The following is a 17,688-nucleotide window of genomic DNA, read 5'->3' on the forward strand; positions in this document are numbered from 1 at the left end:
CCTGTGAGCCGCCCCACCCAGCGCCGCCCGCCCAGGCACACGAACTGCCTGGCCAGTACCCCTCTCCGCGATCCGCCGGCCGCTCTTGGCCGGATACGTCAGTAATCTGTCATTGCAGCCAGTGCGATGACCCATACAGACTGCGACTGTGTTGGAGCGACGTGTTGTTGTGGTGGTGTACGCGGGAGCGATGGCCCTGGACATCACCGGACCGATTGAAGTGTTCGATACCGCCAACCGGCTCCTCGACCCGTCGGGCGCCCGCTACCGCGTCGACTTCGTCTCCGCCGACGCACCACTGGTGCGCACGAGTTCAGGAGTGGTGGTGGAAGCCGCGCCCCTGGAGGCGGGGCAGGGACCGATCGACACACTGCTCGTGCCGGGCGGTTGGAGTCTCCAGAACGCACTGCGGGACCGGGTGCTGGTCTCCTGGATCGGTGGGGCGGCAGCACGTTCGCGCAGAGTCGCCTCCGTATGTGGCGGATCCTTTCTGCTGGCGGAGGCGGGCCTCCTCGACGGCAGACGCGCCACCACCCACTGGGCGTACAGCGAAGCAATGGCGTGCCGCTACCCGGAGGTGACGGTGGACGCCGAGCCGATTTTCGTCTGGGACGGCCGCTTCGTGACCTCCGCGGGCGTGTCGACGGGCATCGACATGGCGCTGGCTCTGGTGGAGGCCGATCACGGTGCGGCGCTCGCCCTGGAGACGGCACGGTTTCTGGTGCTGTTCCTCAAGCGGCACGGAGGGCAGTCCCAGTACAGCGCCGTCCTCGACGCCCAGTTGGCCGATCATCCGCCGATCAGGGCAGCGCAGGAGTGGGTTCTGGGCAACCTGCACAACCCGCTCTCGGTGGCCGAACTCGCCCGGCAGGCCAACATGAGTGAGCGCAACTTCGCCCGGGTCTTCCGGCGCGAGGTGGGCACGACACCCGGCCAGTACGTCGAGCGGACCCGCATCGCCCGGGCGCGCGAACTGCTGGAGACCACCGAACTGGCGATCAGCCAGATAGCCGGCCGCTGTGGATTCGCCGCCTCCGAGACCTTCTTCCGCTCCTTCGCACGAACCCTGGGGCTCACCCCCAAGGAATACCGACACCGCTTTCAGGTCATCTCGCCGGCCGGTCTCGTCGACCGGCACCACGAGAGGGATAGGAACCCCTTATGACCGGCACGACCTCCCACCTGCGCGACGCGGAAACGGCACGCCTGGTCGACCATCTGGTCGCGGAACTCGCCGGGGCCGGCGTCTCCCACGTATTCGGCGTCGGCGGCGCGAACATCGAGGACCTGTACGACGCCGTGCACCGCAGCGGCGCCGTACGCGGCATCGTCGCCAAGCACGAGTTCTCTGCCGTCACCATGGCCGACGGGTACGCACGCACCACCGGGCGCCTCGGCGTCGTCGCGGCCACCTCGGGCGGTGGGGCGATGAATCTCGTACCGGGCCTGGCGGAGGCCCATGCCTCGCGGGTGCCGGTGCTGGCCCTGGTGGGTCAGCCGCCGAGCGGCCAGGAAGGCCACGGGGCATTCCAGGACTCCAGCGGCAAGGCGGGGTCCTTCGACGCCCGGGAGGTGTTCGCCCCCGTCTCGCGGTTCTGCGCCCGGGTGGATGACGCGGACTCGCTCGTTGAGTTGCTGCCCCGGGCACTGGCGGCGGCGCAGACCGTTCCACGTGGACCGGCCGTGCTGTTGCTGCCCAAGGACGTGCAGCAGGCGCGGATCCGGGTGCCCGGCCGCCACGCGGCCGCTCCCCCGGGCGGGCCGGCGCCGTCGGCACCGGTGGCGCGGCTCGACGAAGCCACCCTCACCACCGTGTCGGAGACCCTTCGTGCGGCCGGCCGCGTCCTCGTCATCGCCGGTGAGGACGTCGCCGCCGCCGACGCGCGTACCGAGCTGGCCGAACTGGCAGGTCGCCTCGGGGCCTGGGTGGCGGTCACCCCGGACGCCAAGGACGTCTTCGACAACCGCGATCCCCGCTTCGCAGGCGTGGCCGGGGTGATGGGCCACGACAACGTCGAAGACTGCCTGCGACGGGCCGACGTGTGCCTGCTGGTCGGTACCCGGCTGCCGCTGCTGGCACGCGGCGGCCTCGACCGGGCCCTGACCGCGACCGATGTACTCTGCATCGGTCCGGAACCGCCCTTCGTGGCAGGCACCGCGCTGGGCGGGGACCTGCGGGAGGCGCTGCTCGCGGTGACCGCCCGCCTGCCGGCTCTCCCCCGTCCCTGCCCCCGGCACGCCGGCCCTCGTCCCGCCCCCGCGCCGAGCCCGCCTCCCCGTGCCCTTGAGCGGACCCTCCCCCACCTTCAGGCGGTCGCCGCGGTGGAGGCGGCACTCCCCCAGGACGCACACGTCTTCGTGGACGCCGGCAACGCGGGAGCCAGCGCCATCCATCTGCTGCCGGCACCGCGCCGCGGCCGCTTCGTGGTGGCCGTCGGCATGGGCGGCATGGGCTACACCTTCGGTGCCGGCATCGGTGCCGCGCTCGCCACCGGCCGACGCACCTACGTCCTCGCCGGGGACGGGGCCTTCTTCATGCACGGGATGGAAGTACACACCGCCGTGGAGTACGCGGCACCAGTGACCTTCGTGATCTTCAACAACAACGCCCACGCCATGTGCGCGCTGCGCGAGGAGTTCTTCCAGGGCGGTGTCCGCACCGACGACTCGTTCGCCCGGACCGACCTCGCCGCCGGAGTGGCCGCCGCCTTCCCCTCGCTCGACGCCACCGGGGCCGGCGACGTGGCGCAGCTGCGCGCGGCACTGCTGCGCGGCAATGCGGGCAGCGGCCCCGCGTTCGTCGCGGTGGACTGCGACCCGCGGGAGATCCCGCCGTTCCTCCCCTTCCGGGCCCGTACCGACAGCGCCGGCGTCACCGCGCACCCCAACGACACGACGAAAAAGGAGAGTTCGGATGAACGAGGAGTCGTCCAGGTTGGCTGACATCCCCGGCCTGCTCCGGATCGAGAACGCAGGCAAGGAGGAACTGACCGCCCACTGCATGGAGCTCACCCACGCCGTCTACTCCCACCATCAGGTCTACGGGCAGTACTGCACCCTCCACGAGTACGTCGACTGCCCCCCGGAGGCGTCCTACGACTACCTGCGCCAGGGGCACCACCTGGAGGAATGGACCTGCAGTCTGCGGGACTTCGTGCCCTCCGGCACACCGGGGCTGTGGGTCGGCCACGACCGGCTGGAGGACGACACCAGGATCTACTGCGAGGTGGTCGCCCACCCCGACGCCATGACCGTGGACTACCACTGCTCCTGGGACCAGGGCGAGAAGCTGTGGATGATCTATCTGATGCGCGTCGTCCCGGCGCAGCTGGTGCTGGACAAGCCGGGTTCGGTGATCACATGGACCAATTGCCGGCACCCCTACTATGACGCCAACCCCCATCCCGAGAGGGCGCCCCGCCCGGACCGGCCCTGGGTGGGCGACTACTGGGACCTCTTCTACGCGGGGCACACCGTGGAGATGAACAACCTCAAGGCGATCCTGGAACACCGCCACCGCAACGGCCTGCCGGTCAGCGTGGCTCCGTCGAGGGAGGTGGCGCGGTGACGACGGTCAGCCTCACCGACGTCGCGAGCTATCTTCCCGGCGAGCCGGTGCCCGCGAAGTTCTACACCGAGTATCCCGGAGCCGAGGACAAGCTGCGAGACCACCCGATGTTCCGGGTCCCGCCGTTACGGCACCACGTGGCCGCCGGCGAGACGAACGCGGACATGGTCGAACGCGCCGTACAGCCTCTGATCGAACGACACGGCAGGGACGAGATCCGAGGCGTCGACGTGCTGTTGGTGCACAGCCAGTTGCCGGACCTGCCGTTCGTGGGCGCAGGCACCGAGGTGGCGCGCCGACTGGGACTGAACCCGGAGTGGCTTGTCGACGTGGCCAACTCGGGCTGCGCCTCCTTCGTGTACATGCTGAAGCTGGCCCGGCAGATCCTCACCACCACCGAGGCGAAGAGCGCGTTGATCTGCAATGCCCAAAGCACCGCGGGTCAGTGGTTCACCCAGTCCCAGGTGCGCCGGCTCGCCCAGGCCGCGGTCCCGGGCGACGGCTGCGGTGTGGGGTACGTGACGACGTCGTCCGACGCGCCGGTCCTCGACGTGGAGACCCGGCACATCGCCGAGTACGCCGGTGACATGACCGTAGTCCTCGACGACGGCCGCAAGTACTGGGAACCGGGAGAGTCCCAGCTGCGGATCGGGTTCACCGAGGCCGGCGTCGCGAAGGTCCTGGCACGCGGGAACCGCCTCGTTCCCGAGGTAGTCACGAACCTGTGCCGGCGGCTCGGCGTGGCGACCGCCGACATCGACGCCCTCATCACCAACCAGCCCAACCGCACTTTTCTACGGAACTGGCGGGAAGCGCTGCACCTGCCGGCCGAACGCCACTTGCACACCTTCGACGAGTACGGAAACCTCTTCGGCGCGGCGATCCCGATCACCCTGGACCGCGCGATCAGCTCCCGACAGGTCGAGGACGGCGACCTGGTGGTGCTCGGAGGCTTCGCCCACGCGGGCGACTTCGCAGGTGCCGTCGCCGTCCGCTGGCACAGTGGACGGACCTGAGCCGTGAACATCGCCGTACTGCACCGACTTGCCCTCATCGAGACCGGTCCCCTACTGCCCTCGGCAGGCCCAAATGGCCTGACCGTACGCTGCGGCGTCAGACAGCAGCAAACACGTTCCAAGCTCATACGGCGTGCGATTCATTGGCCGCCTGCCCCCAGAGGGCGAAGGAACCGGCTGGGCTCACCGTTCCACGAAATGGTGAGTGCGTCCCGCGCCCTGGTGGCTGCGACGAACAGCAGGGAGCGGGCCCGCTGCAGTTCGCGCCGGTGGCGCAGTCGGTCGGTTCGTTCCCAGGCGCGTCCACAGCCGAGCGCGGGACCAGACCCTCTGAAATGCCGGCGATGATCATGCATCGGTACTCAAGTCCCTTGAAGCGGTACATGGTGCCCACGTGCACCCCCTCGGCTCCTCGCACTCCGTCACCAGTGATCTTCGTCGCCGTGATCCCGCGGCGGCCGAGCCGTGCCACCACCTCGTCGGCCTTCTCGTTCGTCGGCACACAGACCGCGACGGACTCGCGCGGAACGTCGTGCCACGCCTGCACTTGCTCCACCACGAGGTCGAGTTCGCCGTCCCAGCTGTCCGCGCTCCGCAGGGAAGGGCGTCCACCGTGCAGCACCGACCGGTATCCGGCGAGGTCATCGGTGCTGCCGTCGAGATCGTCGAAGTCGGTACCTTCCAGGATGCCGATCGCGGTGCCCAGGATCTCTCGTGTGGTGCGATAGCTGAGCGTCAGCTTCGCCGAACGCCCCCGGATGTTGATGCCCAGACTCCCCAGGGTGACCTGGTTGTCGTAGATCCTCTGGTGGGTGTCACCGACGAGGAAGAGGTCATTGGCCTCCTGCGGCACCATGGCCCGCAGCATCTTCCAGTGCGCGGCACCGAGGTCCTGGGCCTCGTCCACGACGATGTGCCGGTAGCGGTAGCGCAGCCAGGCGCCGGTCCCCGACTCCGCATGGATATTGCCCGGCCCTCCGCGCTCCTCCTCCTGACGACGGCGCTCCTCGATCTTGCGTTGGCGTGCCATCTCCAGCTGGGCCGCGCGTTCGGCGACCTGACGGTGCGTCTCCAGCCCCTTGACGTCGAGTCGTTGGGTGAAGCGCTCGGCAAGCTGCCAGATCTCGGCCCGGTCGGGACGGGTCACGGTGCGGCCCCGCCCCGCCCGCCGGGCCCGGAAGTAGTCGGCTCGCGACGTCACGGCCTGGCCGAGGATGACCTGGTTCCACTCATCGCTGAGGAATTCGGCGTCCCATCGGCTCTCCCCGGCCTCTACGAGCAGTTGTCGCCACTCACGCAGCGCCTGTGTGTCATCGATCCTGCGCTTGGCGTTCCCCGGGTCGGCCTCACTGACCACACGCGTCGCCAACTGGTCGACATGGAGGATGTCGACGCGGGCGAGCGTCTGCGGTCCGCCGAGCGAGAGGAGGCGGGCGCGCAGATCGGCGGCGAGGTTCTTGTTGAAGGTGGTGAAGAGAACCGGCTTGTTGTGGCCGGGGGGCAGCTGGTCCACAAGGTGCTTCACCCGGTGCAGGGCAACGATCGTCTTGCCCGTTCCGGGGCCGCCGCCCACACGGGCAGGCCCCGAGTACGTGCGTCCCACCAGCCTCTCCTGGGTGGGGTGGAGAAAGACCTTCCACCGGCCGAAGTCGCCTTCCTCAAGGATGCTCTGCAGCGACTCGTCATCGGTGATCACCACGGCTTGCGTGCGGTCGGCCGCCGCTTGCCAGTCCTCGCCGCGGGCGTTCTCGGACGAATCCTCGGGCTCGACCGCGACCGGTGCGGTGACCTCGTCCATGACCTGCTGGTAGGGAACCCCGTCGCGCAGCCGCAGCAGCACCTCTCCGGTGTGCCGCGGGGCATACTCGGCGAGTCCGAGCAACTCGTCGTCCGTGGTGAGCTTGAGAACGATCGGGATCAGGGGCTCGGCGACGCCCACGATCGAGGTTGCGGTGGACGTGCCCGCGGTGTTTGACGGAGACGAGCAGCCAGTCGTTGCCGTCCAGCCGCACCAGCAGCGCCCGGTACTCGCGGTTGACCCGAGCCGACCACAGCCGCTCGTGCCCCTTGAGCGGCTTGAGGTCAAAGCCCGGCGCCCCGGGATTTTTACGGAACTCGTGCTGGAATTTGTAGACCGCCCCGACGATCGCCCGGTCCAGCTTGACGATTTCCTTGTCCGCCTTGTCGAGCAGGCGGAGGGTCGCGCCCGCGGTCGGCGCGCCGGTGGTGGTCATCGGTCCTGCTCCTCGTCGTCGTTCACTGCCGGGCAGTCGTCTGCTCCGGCCGGCCGGGTCAGGGCGGCCGCGAGTTCCCGTGCGTCCCACTCCACCGCGGTCCGTACGGTCCATCCCGCTGCCGCGTAAGCACGATCGCGGTCCTGCGCTTCGGCCACCGCGGCTTCGTCCTCTTGCGCAGGGGCGAGAACGACACCGATGCGGTGGGTGGGCCAGGCCAGTTCGGCGGGCCATGCGGCGTCACCGAGCTCGAATCCGGCTTCGGGAGCGGGCGCCGCCGACCGCATCAGTACGTCGACGAGTTCGGCGAGGCCGGGCTCCTCCACCAGGTAGTCGACGACCTCGTCCCAGGCTGGATCGCGCACGGCTCCCGTCGCCGCCTCGGGCAGTGGTACCTCGACGTGCGGCGACGGCTCGGCGGACGGTACGGCGGCCGTGGCGGCTTCGGTGGCCGGCCCTTCCGTATCGGGCTGCTGCGGCTGTCGCCGGGACTCCAGCCAGCCGGCCCCACCCGTCACGGCGAGCTCCAGCGGGTCGAAGCCCGGAAGTTGGCCGGCTGCCAGCTGAACGGCGTCGCCCTCGCCCTCGTTGAGGAACTGCAGCAGATTGGTCCAGTACAGCCATGCCTGCCAGCGCCGGCGGTGGGCGTTCTCGTCGCGGCCCAGCGCTTCCGGACTGTCGTCGAGCACGGTCAGGGCGGTCCACACCGCACCCGCCTGCCCCTTACGCAGGTCGAGGGCGACCGTCAGCGGGCATCCGCTGCCGTCCTGAGTGGCCATGACCTGAACGGGACCCTGGCCGCCCGCGAGCCGCTTGCCTTCCAGTGCCTCGGCGATACGGTGCCCGATCTCGAGGCCTCACGGAAACGTGCAGTTCAGGCCAGTTTCGGACCGTCGGAGGCGGGCTTCGCGGACGGCGTTCCGGCAAACCCCAGGGCACCGGGTCAGGCAACAGCTCTACGGATCTTGTCGTTTCCTGCGGGGCGCCTCCGTAGCGCCGGATCTCCGGCTCCTCCGTGACCGCGTCATCGGAGCGGTGGCCGGAGAGCCCCTCTGCACGGTGAGTGGCCTGATGGCATGCGGCTCGCGCGCCTCAATCTCCTCGGTGCCGGGGATGCCGGAGGCGCCGGTGTTCCCTCCTGGGCCGTTGCCGGCGTGCGGGGTGCCCTTGCCGGGTTTGCCCGAACCGGCCGGTCCGCTCGGCGCCGCCGTCGCCCGCGCCAGCTCCTCCCCAGCAGCCGCAGCGCGAGCGGAAGATGACAGCCGCCTGCCGCTTGACGACATCGACTCTGCAGCGGTCGCAAAGACGGGATTTGCTTGCCGGAGCGGAAGACCGGTGCCGAGATCTTGCTTTCCTGGGCAGCCTTCCCCGGCGCAGCCTCCATGGCACGGGAAGGTGTGGGTTAGCCACTCGTTGGCGACCAGCCGCTTGACGATGAAGGCACGCAGTTCCCGCGAGTCCACGGGCCGCCCAGTCCTCCGCAGAGCTGCATGATCGACGGGGGCGTGCCTGCCGTTTCGGCGAGTTCTGCGGCCCGAGTGTTGGCGCTCGCTGCGTTGGTGGACCGAATGGCGCGCTGCTGCAGATCGGGAATGGCCAGGAGCCGGCGGGCGAGGGCGACGATCTAGTTGTGTTGTCCGGAGAGGTTGGTGACGCGGCTGGCTGGGGTGTGGCCGCTGATTCCGGTGTGGGGTCGGTGGTAGTTGTACCAGTCCAGCCAGTCGGGAAATGCTGCCTGTCGTTCGGCGTCTGAGGTGTAGGGCCGGTGGTAGGCCCATTCGTCGAGCAGGGTGCGGAGGAAGCGCTCGACCTTGCCGTTGGTCCAGGGGCAGTGGGGACGGATGAACCGCTGCTCGGCGCCGAGGTGGGCCACGGCTCGCCGGAAGGCTGTGCTCTTGCGGTAGGCCCAGGCGTTGTCGGTGATGACGCGCTCGATACGGCCGATGCCATGGGCTGCGAAGAAGAGTCCGGCGCGGTGAGGAAACCGGCGCAGGTGTCGGCTTTCTCGTCGGGGTGGATCTCGGCATAGGCCAGGCCGCGCCACTGTTTGAGTTTGTTGATGCAGCGTTCGACGCTGTTGCGCTGCTTGTATGCCTCGCGGTCGAAGGCCGGCGGACGGCCGCCGTGGCTGCCCAGACGTTTGCGGTTCGCGGCCTGGTCGGCGGGCTGCGGGATCACGGCTCGGATTCCGCGCCGCCGTAGATGCATACGGATCGCGCGGGACGAGTACGCCTTGTCGGCGAGGACCACATCTGGTGTGATCCTGGGGCGGCCGACCCGCCTGGGCACGCGTAGTCGGTCCATGACCTGGGTGAATGCGGGTGCGTCGCCGGCCTGGCCGGGCGTGATGACGAAGGCGAGCGGGCAGCAGCGGCGGTCGGACGCGAGGTGGGTCTTTGTGGTCAGGCCGCCGCGGGACCGTCCGAGGGCATGGTTGGCCGGTTCGCCGGCTGGTGCCCCTTTTGACGGGCACCGGCGGCGTGTTGGTGAGCGCGGACGATCGTGGAGTCGACCGCGACGACCCAGTCAAGGTCGCCTTCGGTGTCGGCCTGGGCGAGCAGGGCGGTGAACACCTTCTCCCAGGTCCCATCGGCGGCCCACTTCCGCAGCCGGTTGTGGGCTCCCTTCCACGAGCCGAACTCGGCAGGCAGTCCATCCAGGGCGAACCGGTCCGGTACTTCCAGGCGATCGCGTCGATCACCTGCCGGTGGTCCCCGCCACCGTCCACCCCGCCGAGGTGTCCGGTCCGGCAACAGCGGCTCGATCCGTGCCCACTGGGCGTCAGTCAATGACACACCGGACCAACGATCCGATGATCCGAAGGAAACGGCCTAGCTGGGCGACAGACGACGGGCGTCGATCCCCGCCGGGAAGAACCACTGCTTTGAGCTCGATAACTGGCCGAGTAAACGTCATGACGCTCCGCCAGAAGCAGCGTCGGACGAGCGTCAAGACGTTTCCCCAACCGCCTCGGTGAGATAGTGGCGAAGAACCTCCCACCCGCGCTCCGCTACGCGAAACCGCAGGTGAGGCACGTGGCGTGCACCTACGCAGCGCTCCACGCCGTGAACTTCGGGAAACAGGTCGAGCGCGCCCGGCCCCGCCTGAGAAACCTACGAAAACCGCAGGTCAGAATCCTTTCGCCGTAGGCTCTAGGATAGCCACGCACTCCACATGCGACGTCATAGGAAACAAATCAAACGCCCGCATCCGCCGCGGCGCGTAGCCCGCCTCGGCGAAGTACTTGAGGTCGCGGGCGAGGGCGGCCGGGTCGCAGGCTACGTAGGCGATGCGGCGGGGGGTGAGGGAGGCGAGGTGGGTGACGGTGTTTTTGCCGGCGCCGGCGCGGGGTGGGTCGAGGACGATGAGGTCGACGTCGGTGATGCCGGTGCGGGGCAGGATCTGGTCGACCTTGCCGTGTTCGATGCGGACGCGGTCGAGGTCCTGGAGGTTGTGGCGGGCGTCCTCGACGGCGCGCTTGCCGGATTCGATGCCGAGGACCGCGCCCTTGTCGCCGACGCGTTCGGCGAGGGCGCCGGCGAAGAGGCCGACGCCGCAGTACAGGTCGAGGGCCATGTCGCCCTTCTTGGGCATCAGGCCCCGCATGACGGCCTCGACCAGGAGGTCGGCGGCCTTCGGGTGGACCTGCCAGAAGCCGCCGTTGCCGACCCGCCAGGTGCGGTCGGCGGCCCGTTCGCGGACGAAGGGGCGGCCGTGGACGCGGTGCACGCCGCCGTCCTTCTCCCCCACCCGCATGACCGAGACCGGCTTGTCGAGTTCGACGATGGGGAGGCGGCCGCCGGGGCGGGGGGTGAGGATGACCTGGCGGTCGTGGGAGCCGGTGGCGGCGATCGCCTCGACGGTGGCGATCTGCGGCCACTCGCGCTTCTCGATGCCGAGTTCGGAGACCCCCGGGGCGGCGATCATGCAGTGGGTGACCGGCTCGATGTCGTGGGAGCGGTGCTTGCGCAGGCCCGCGTGTCCGTCGGCGTCGACGGCGTACTGGACGCGGGTGCGCCAGGCGGGGACCTCGCCCTTGGCGACCTTGTCGCCCGGGGCGGGCTCGACGGTGCCGTCCCAGCCGGCGTCCTCGGGGGAGAGCCCGGCCAGGCGCTGGAGCTGTTCGGCGATCACCGCGGACTTCAGGCGGCGCTGGGCGCCGGGGGCGGCGTGCTGCCAGTCGCAGCCGCCGCAGCGGCCGGGGCCGGAGAAGGGGCACGGGGCCTCGACCCGGTCCTTGGAGGGCTCCAGGATCGTGACGGCGTCGGTGCGCAGGAAGCGGGCGCCCTCCTCGCCGTCGGTGACGCGGGCGATGACGCGCTCGCCGGGCAGCGCGTGCCGTACGAAGAGGACCTGGCCCTCGTCGGTGCGGGCGATGCAGTGACCGCCGTGGGCGACCGGGCCGACCTCGACCTCGTACTCCTCGCCGACCAGCGACTTCTTGGGTTCTGCCTGCATGGCGGGAGGGCTCCTGAGGTGGGTGGTGAGCGGGGACGGGGGCCGGCCTCCGGAGGGAGGCCAGCCGTCAATTCTACGTCCCGTGAGCGGTGCCCCGGCCCGGGCGCGGACGCCCGCCACCGGGGCACGGCGGCAAGCCCGCGCTCCTTCTTGCCGCGCTACTTCTTGGTGGCGGCCTTCTCCTTCTTCGGCTGGGCGACCGGGCCACGGCGGACCGCACCCGGAGCGTTCCACTCCGCGCGCTTGCGGGCGCGCAGCTTGGCGGCCTCGGAGGAGTCCAGCTGCCAGGGCACCGAGGTGACCATGACGCCGGGGGTGAAGAGGAGGCGGCCCTTGAGGCGCAGGGCGGACTGGTTGTGCAGCAGGTGCTCGTACCAGTGGCCGACGACGTACTCCGGGATGTAGACGGAGACGGCGTCGCGCGGGCTCTGGCGGCGCAGCGACTTGACGTAGTCGATGATCGGCCGGGTGATCTCGCGGTACGGGGAGGCCAGGACCTTCAGCGGCACCTCGATGCCGCGGCGTTCCCACTCCTCCCGCAGGGCCCTGGTGTCGGCCTGGTCCACGTCCACGCTGACCGCTTCGAGGCTGTCGGAGCGCATCAGCTTGGCGTAGTTCAGGGCGCGCAGGGTGGGCTTGTGCACCTTGGAGACCAGGACGAGGGAGTGCACCCGGGAGGGGCGGACCACATCGTCGTCGGGGGTGTCCTCGGCGGCGATCTCGTCGGCGACCCGGTCGTAGTGGCGGCGGATCGCGGACATCGTCACGAAGAAGATGACCATGCCGAGCAGCGCGACCCAGGCGCCGTGGGTGAACTTGGTCAGGAGAACGACGACGAGCACCAGGCCGGTGAAGAAGCCGCCGAAGGCGTTGATGGCGCGCGAGCGGTGCATACGGCGGCGCTTGGCCGGGTCCTTCTCGGTGACCAGATGGCGGTTCCAGTGCCGGACCATGCCGATCTGGCTGAGCGTGAAGGAGACGAAGACGCCGACGATGTAGAGCTGGATGAGCCGGGTGGAGTCCGCGCCGTAGAGGTAGACGAGGATCGCGGCGGCGCCGGCCAGCAGGACGATGCCGTTGGAGAACGCCAGACGGTCACCGCGGGTGTGCAGCTGGCGCGGCAGATAGCGGTCCTGGGCGAGGATCGAGCCGAGCAGCGGGAAGCCGTTGTAGGCGGTGTTGGCGGCCAGGAACAGCACCAGCGCGGTGGCGGCGGCCAGGATGACGAAGAGGAGGCTGCCCTTGCCGAAGACCGCCTCGGCGACCTGCGAGATGACCGGGTTCTGGGTGTAGCCGGCGCCGATCGGCTTGCCGTTGAGGAGCAGGTCGGTGGCCGGGTTCTCGGCCATTCTGACGTCGGTGGCCATGGCCAGGCCGATGATGCCGCAGAACATGGTGACGGCCAGGCCGCCCATCAGGGCCAGGGTGGTCGCGGCGTTCTTGGACTTCGGCTTGCGGAAGGCCGGCACACCGTTGGAGATCGCCTCGACGCCGGTGAGCGCGGCACAGCCGGAGGAGAAGGCGCGCAGCATCAGGAAGATCAGGGCGAAGCCGGCCAGGCCGCCCTGCTCGGCGTGGATGCTGTAGTCGGCGGTCGGGGCCTTCATGGTGTCGCCCATGACGACGCCGCGGATCACACCCCAGGCGATCATGATGAAGACGCCGGCCACGAAGACATAGGTCGGGATCGCGAAGAGCTTGCCCGACTCCTTGACGCCGCGCAGATTCATCAGCGTCAGCAGCACGATGATGGCGATCGCGCACAGGGTCTTGTGCTCGACCACGAAGGGGATCGCGGAGCCCAGGTTCTCCACTCCGGAGGAGATGGAGACCGCGACGGTCAGCACATAGTCGACGAGCAGCGCACTGGCGACGGTGAGACCGGCCTTGGGGCCGAGGTTGGTGTTGGCGACCTCGTAGTCGCCGCCACCGCTCGGGTAGGCGTGCACGTTCTGCCGGTACGACGCGACGACGGTGAACATCAGCACCACGACCGCGACCGCGATCCACGGGCTGAAGCTGTACGCAGACACACCCGCGACGGACAGGACGAGCAGCACCTCGCCCGGCGCATAGGCCACGGAGGACAGCGGGTCGGAGGCGAAGACGGGGAGTGCGATGCGCTTGGGAAGCAGGGTCTCCCCGAGCTTGTCGCTGCGCAGTGCGCGCCCGATCAAGATCCGTTTGGGCACGTCGGTCAGTTTGGACACGCAGAGGATGCTAAGCCTTCGTCAAGGTCCGCGCCCACCCGCTCCCCGCACGGTCTGCGGCCCGGAGGGGCGGAGCGGGGCGGCCGGGGCGCATCCGGCCTGCTGAGGGGCGCCCCACGGGCCTCACCTCCACAGGATCCGCACGTCGTATGCACCTCACGGCCCCGTCTGGGACGCCTTCGTGGCATTCGTCACGGGAGCGGCAGTGTTGTTACCGGGTGCGATGGCGGGGTCACGGTGGGGAGGCGGGGCGGGCGGGGCAGGTGGGTCGGGCCGGAGGGCGGGGCAGCGGGGCGGGCGGTCGGCGGTACGGCCTCGGTGGACGGCACGGTCCCGTACGGCGGGGTCCGGCACCGTAGCCGAACTACGCCGCGCACCGTAGCCGTACTACGGTGCGCGGCCGCCCGCCCCTGCTGTGGTCACCCCTGCCGGGCGCTGCTCTGCCGCGCTCCGCTCTGCCGGGCCTCCGCCGGCCGCCGGTTCCGGGCGTGCAGCTCGCCCAGGCCCTGCCGGGTGGCGACCAGCAGCACCCGGTCCTGCGGCCGGAGGACATAGTCGTCGCCGAGTTCGTGCACCAGCTGCGCCGGCGTGCGTTCCTCGGCCGGCGGGGGCATGGCGGCGGCGCCCGCGGCGTCCGGCTCCGGCTCGTCGGGGGCGGAGGTGTCGACCGCCAGCACCCGCAGCCGCCCCGGCCGCAGCACCTCGGCGACCGTACGGCCCTCCAGCGCGGCATGGCCCCGTACCTCGAACCGGGCGATCAGCAGCACCCGGCGCTCGACCGGAATGGCCCCGAGGATCTGGCGCCCCATCATCGCGCCGGCGAAGGCGGGCGCGGCCAGGTACGTGACGCTCCGGCTGCGGGTCAGCGCCCCTGGATGCGCGGCGCGCAGGGTGCGGTAGACGGCGGTGGCGAAGCGGTCGTCGAACAGCCGCAGCGTCACCCGGAGCCGGGGGCTGACCGAGCGGGCATAGAGGGATGCCTCCAGATTCGTGGTGTCCTCGCTGGTCAGGGCGAGCAGGGTGGCCGCCCGCTCGATCATCGCGGCCTCCAGGACGCCTTCCTGGGTGACGTCCCCCAGGACGGTCGGCACCCGCAGCCGGCGGGCCAGGGCGATGCCCCGGGCCTCCGGGTCGCCCTCGATGCACACCACGGGGATGCCCATCTCGTGCAGCCGCGCCAGTACGCGGGTGCCGACCTTGCCGAGTCCCAGCAGCACCACATGGCCCGACAGCCCGCGCGGCGGACGGCGCAGCGCCGAGGCGCTGCGGAAGGTGCCGAGCCCCTCGAACGCCGCCGCGACCAGCACCGGCAGCAGCAACAGCCCGGTCAGCCCGGACAGCAGCTGGAGCACCTTGCGGGGCGCCGGATCGTTGACGGCCGGGTCGTTGATGGCGAACAGGTCCAGCAGCGAGAGGTAGACGGCGTGCACCGGGTCCTCGCCCATGGTCAGGGAGGACGCCACGGCCAGCGCCAGCACCGCACCGACGACCCCGGCCAGGGACCAGCGCAGCCGCCGGGAGAAGAGGGACGCGAGCGGCGCGCCCCGGCCACGGAGCCATCGGCGCCGTATGGGCCGGCCCGTATAGGAGACGGTCTCCAGGACGACGGTGCCGCAGCCGACCGCGGCCGCGGTCGCGGCATCGTCCGGCAGGAGTACGGGGCCCTCGTCGCCGGCCGCCGAACCGGCCGCGTCCGCCGGGTCGTTGGCGGACGCGGAGAGCAGCGCCAGGGTGCACAGTCCGGGTCCGCCGGGCCGGCCGGGTGGCACCGGCGCACGCTCCACGGCCCGCAGCAGCAGCCCGTCCGCCTCGATGACCTTGCTGGTGCCGGCGACCGCGGCGCCCGCCAGCGCGGGGGCCACGGTGTCGGCGTCGGACAGCACGGTCGTGGTCGCGCCCACGCCCTCCGCGTCCCCGGCCTCCTCGGAGCCCAGCGCGGCGACCGCCGCCGCCTGGTCGAGCAACTCCTCCAGATGCTGGCCGAGTTTGCGGTTGTAGAGCCGGATGACCAGCCGCAGCCGGGGGTTGAGCCGGCGGGCGCGCAGCGCGGCATGGATGTTGAGCTCGTCGTCGTCGTAGACCAGGGCCAGCGCGTCCGCCCCGGCGATACCGGCCTCGGTCAGCGCCGCGTCGTCCGGCTGCGCCGCCTCCAGGATCCGTAACGTCTCCTCCGCCGGCTCCGCCCCGTCACCGGCGGCCTCGGACGACAGCGGCGCGGGACGCACCATCGCCGCCGACACCCGGCCCAGCAGCGCGCCGGCCCGGCCCAGCGCACCGGCCGGTGGCGGAATACGGGGGCGGTGCGGTTCCCGGGCGGAGGGGACGACGAGCGTCACCCGTTCGCCGTAGACGTCCCGGAGCTCGGCGGCCAGGCGATGAGCCAGCGCATCATCGCCGCAGACCACCATGTGCGAGGTGAAGGAGCCCTGTTGGGGCTGGAGAGGCAGGTTGGGCACACCTCGTAGCGTGCCTTACGGGCCCGGCGCGGCGCAGCCCGGCGCGGGAGGCCATGACACCGGCGGTGCGGATCCACGGAGACCGCGGCGCACCGCGCCCCCTACCGGAACCGCCATTACGGCTACGGTTGTACCGGACCACGGTGCGCCCGGCGCTCCCGCTGCCGCACCCGGTCCTGTCACGAGCCGTGGCTCCGTGTCGCCGGTACTGGGAGAAGAAGGTAGTGAGCAGGGTGTTTGTGCAGGTCAGCGCGCTAGTACAGGGCACGGGGTAATCAGCATGCACATCGTCATCATGGGGTGCGGACGGGTGGGCTCCGCGCTCGCGCAGACCCTGGAGAGCCAGGGGCACACCATCGCTGTGGTCGACCAGGACCCGACCGCGTTCCGCCGCCTGGGCTCGTCCTTCGGCGGCCGCCGGGTGACCGGCGTCGGCTTCGACCAGGACACCCTGCGCGAGGCCGGCATCGAGGAGGCGGGTGCCTTCGCGGCCGTCTCCAGTGGTGACAACTCGAACATCATCGCCGCCCGGGTGGCCCGCGAGATGTTCGGTGTCGAGAATGTCGCGGCCCGTATTTACGACCCGCGCCGTGCCGAGGTCTACCAGCGCCTGGGCATCCCCACCGTCGCGACCGTCCGCTGGACGGCCGACCAGATGCTGCGCCGGCTGCTGCCGTCGGGCGCCGAGCCGCTGTGGCGCGACCCGAGCGGCGGCGTCCAGCTCGCCGAGGTGCACACCGCGGCCTCCTGGGTGGGGCACAAGATCAGCACCCTCCAGGAGGAGACCGGCGTCCGCGTCGCCTTCCTCACCCGGCTGGGCGAGGCGATGCTGCCGACCTCGCAGACGGTGTTGCAGGAAGGCGACCTGGTGCACGTGATGATGCGCACCGACGAGGTCGAGAAGGTCGAAGCGGCATTCGCCACGGGTCCTGAGGGGGCGCACGCATGAGGGTCGCAATCGCGGGCGCGGGCGCGGTGGGCCGTTCCATCGCGGGCGAGCTCCTGGAAAACGGTCACGAGATCCTGCTGATCGACAAGGCGCCGACCGCCATCTCGGTCGAGCGGGTGCCGCTGGCGGAGTGGCTGCTGGCCGACGCCTGTGAGATCACCTCGCTCGACGAGGCGGCGCTCCAGCGCTGCAACGTCGTCATCGCGGCGACCGGCGACGACAAGGTCAACCTGGTCGTCTCGCTGCTCGCCAAGACCGAGTACGGCGTGCCGCGGGTGGTCGCGCGGGTCAACAACCCGAAGAACGAGTGGCTGTTCAACGAGTCCTGGGGCGTCGATGTCGCGGTCTCCACGCCCCGTCTGATGTCGGCCCTGGTCGAGGAGGCGGTGAGCGTCGGCGACCTCGTACGGCTGCTGCGCTTCAGCCACGGTGACGCCAACCTCGTCGAGCTGACGCTGCCCCCGGAGGCCGCGCTGGCCGGTACCCGGGTCGGCGATGTCGAGTGGCCCGAGGACACCTCCCTGGTCACGATCATCCGCGGGACGCGGGTGCTCACGCCCAACAAGGAGGACGCGCTGGAGGCCGGTGACGAGCTGCTGTTCGTGGCGGCGCAGTCGCGCGAGGAGCAGCTGGAGGACCTGCTGTCGGTGCGGCGCGAGGACGCGTAGGCCCGGCGGAGGCCGGAAGCGAGGACGCGTAGCGCCCGGCCGGAGGCCGGGAAACGCCGGGGCCCGGGAACCAAGCGGTTCCCCGGCCCCGGCGTTTACGTGGGGCGTCAGGGGCGGTGGCGGCCGCCC

Annotated in this window: 10 protein-coding genes and 2 pseudogenes; 6 read left to right on the forward strand and 6 right to left on the reverse strand. The window is 70.6% G+C overall.

Translation table 11 applies throughout. The features are described 5' to 3' along the window. Positions 1 to 148 precede the first annotated feature (148 nt). From ACFWJW_RS06515 to ACFWJW_RS06530, 4 genes are read left to right on the forward strand one after another with little or no spacing between them, the layout of a single operon-like run. A complete protein-coding gene (locus tag ACFWJW_RS06515) occupies positions 149 to 1,165 on the forward strand; it encodes a GlxA family transcriptional regulator (protein ID WP_387235796.1) in 1,017 nt (338 codons plus the stop codon). Continuing rightward, positions 1,162 to 2,943, forward strand: coding sequence for a thiamine pyrophosphate-binding protein (locus ACFWJW_RS06520; protein WP_387235799.1), 1,782 nt, complete (start codon positions 1,162 to 1,164; stop codon positions 2,941 to 2,943). The genes ACFWJW_RS06515 and ACFWJW_RS06520 overlap by 4 nt, the downstream gene beginning before the upstream one ends. Continuing rightward, the gene (locus ACFWJW_RS06525) at positions 2,915 to 3,568 is read left to right on the forward strand and encodes an SRPBCC family protein (RefSeq protein ID WP_387235802.1); all 654 of its coding nucleotides are present in this window, start codon (positions 2,915 to 2,917) and stop codon (positions 3,566 to 3,568) included. Before ACFWJW_RS06520 ends, ACFWJW_RS06525 begins: the two co-directional genes overlap by 29 nt. Then, complete coding sequence (locus ACFWJW_RS06530) at positions 3,565 to 4,584, forward strand: 3-oxoacyl-ACP synthase III family protein (protein ID WP_387235804.1); 1,020 nt, start codon at positions 3,565 to 3,567, stop codon at positions 4,582 to 4,584. The genes ACFWJW_RS06525 and ACFWJW_RS06530 overlap by 4 nt, the downstream gene beginning before the upstream one ends. 140 nt (positions 4,585 to 4,724) lie before the next feature. Here the strand turns inward: ACFWJW_RS06530 and ACFWJW_RS06535 are convergent. The 6 genes and pseudogenes from ACFWJW_RS06535 to ACFWJW_RS06560 form a co-directional block, all read right to left on the reverse strand. Continuing rightward, positions 4,725 to 6,818, reverse strand: a pseudogene (locus tag ACFWJW_RS06535) (UvrD-helicase domain-containing protein). Next, positions 6,815 to 7,597 carry a hypothetical protein gene (locus ACFWJW_RS06540; RefSeq protein ID WP_387235806.1) on the reverse strand — a complete coding sequence of 261 codons (783 nt, stop codon included), beginning with the start codon at positions 7,595 to 7,597 and terminating at the stop codon, positions 6,815 to 6,817. The pseudogene ACFWJW_RS06535 and the gene ACFWJW_RS06540 overlap by 4 nt, the downstream one beginning before the upstream one ends. Positions 7,598 to 8,442: 845 nt before the next feature. Further along, positions 8,443 to 9,344, reverse strand: a pseudogene (locus tag ACFWJW_RS06545) (IS5 family transposase). 603 nt (positions 9,345 to 9,947) lie between these two features. Then, complete coding sequence (locus ACFWJW_RS06550) at positions 9,948 to 11,276, reverse strand: class I SAM-dependent RNA methyltransferase (protein WP_387235809.1); 1,329 nt, start codon at positions 11,274 to 11,276, stop codon at positions 9,948 to 9,950. A gap of 158 nt (positions 11,277 to 11,434) precedes the next feature. Then, a complete protein-coding gene (locus ACFWJW_RS06555) occupies positions 11,435 to 13,486 on the reverse strand; it encodes an APC family permease (RefSeq protein WP_387235812.1) in 2,052 nt (683 codons plus the stop codon). Between the two features lie 419 nt (positions 13,487 to 13,905). Continuing rightward, positions 13,906 to 15,894, reverse strand: a complete 1,989-nt coding sequence (locus ACFWJW_RS06560; protein ID WP_387235845.1) for an NAD-binding protein — start codon at positions 15,892 to 15,894, stop codon at positions 13,906 to 13,908. 328 nt (positions 15,895 to 16,222) lie between these two features. Here ACFWJW_RS06560 and ACFWJW_RS06565 point away from each other — a divergent pair, with 328 nt between their 5' ends. After that, positions 16,223 to 16,891 carry a TrkA family potassium uptake protein gene (locus ACFWJW_RS06565; RefSeq protein ID WP_018093582.1) on the forward strand — a complete coding sequence of 223 codons (669 nt, stop codon included), beginning with the start codon at positions 16,223 to 16,225 and terminating at the stop codon, positions 16,889 to 16,891. Beyond that, positions 16,888 to 17,559, forward strand: coding sequence for a TrkA family potassium uptake protein (locus ACFWJW_RS06570; RefSeq protein WP_030088864.1), 672 nt, complete (start codon positions 16,888 to 16,890; stop codon positions 17,557 to 17,559). The genes ACFWJW_RS06565 and ACFWJW_RS06570 overlap by 4 nt, the downstream gene beginning before the upstream one ends. Positions 17,560 to 17,688 lie beyond the last annotated feature (129 nt).

The sequence above is a fragment of the Streptomyces sp. NPDC127097 genome, assembly GCF_042724075.1.
Lineage (GTDB): Bacteria > Actinomycetota > Actinomycetes > Streptomycetales > Streptomycetaceae > Streptomyces.

Excerpts from the sequence above, each read along its gene's own strand:
- ACFWJW_RS06520 (WP_387235799.1), top strand. The coding sequence starts at position 1,162 with ATGACCGGCACGACCTCCCACCTGCGCGACGCGGAAACGGCACGCCTG.
- ACFWJW_RS06525 (WP_387235802.1), top strand. The coding sequence starts at position 2,915 with ATGAACGAGGAGTCGTCCAGGTTGGCTGACATCCCCGGCCTGCTCCGG.
- ACFWJW_RS06570 (WP_030088864.1), top strand. The coding sequence starts at position 16,888 with ATGAGGGTCGCAATCGCGGGCGCGGGCGCGGTGGGCCGTTCCATCGCG.
- ACFWJW_RS06550 (WP_387235809.1), bottom strand. The coding sequence starts at position 11,276 with ATGCAGGCAGAACCCAAGAAGTCGCTGGTCGGCGAGGAGTACGAGGTC.
- ACFWJW_RS06565 (WP_018093582.1), top strand. The coding sequence starts at position 16,223 with ATGCACATCGTCATCATGGGGTGCGGACGGGTGGGCTCCGCGCTCGCG.
- ACFWJW_RS06560 (WP_387235845.1), bottom strand. The coding sequence starts at position 15,894 with ATGGTGGTCTGCGGCGATGATGCGCTGGCTCATCGCCTGGCCGCCGAG.
- ACFWJW_RS06540 (WP_387235806.1), bottom strand. The coding sequence starts at position 7,597 with ATGGCCACTCAGGACGGCAGCGGATGCCCGCTGACGGTCGCCCTCGAC.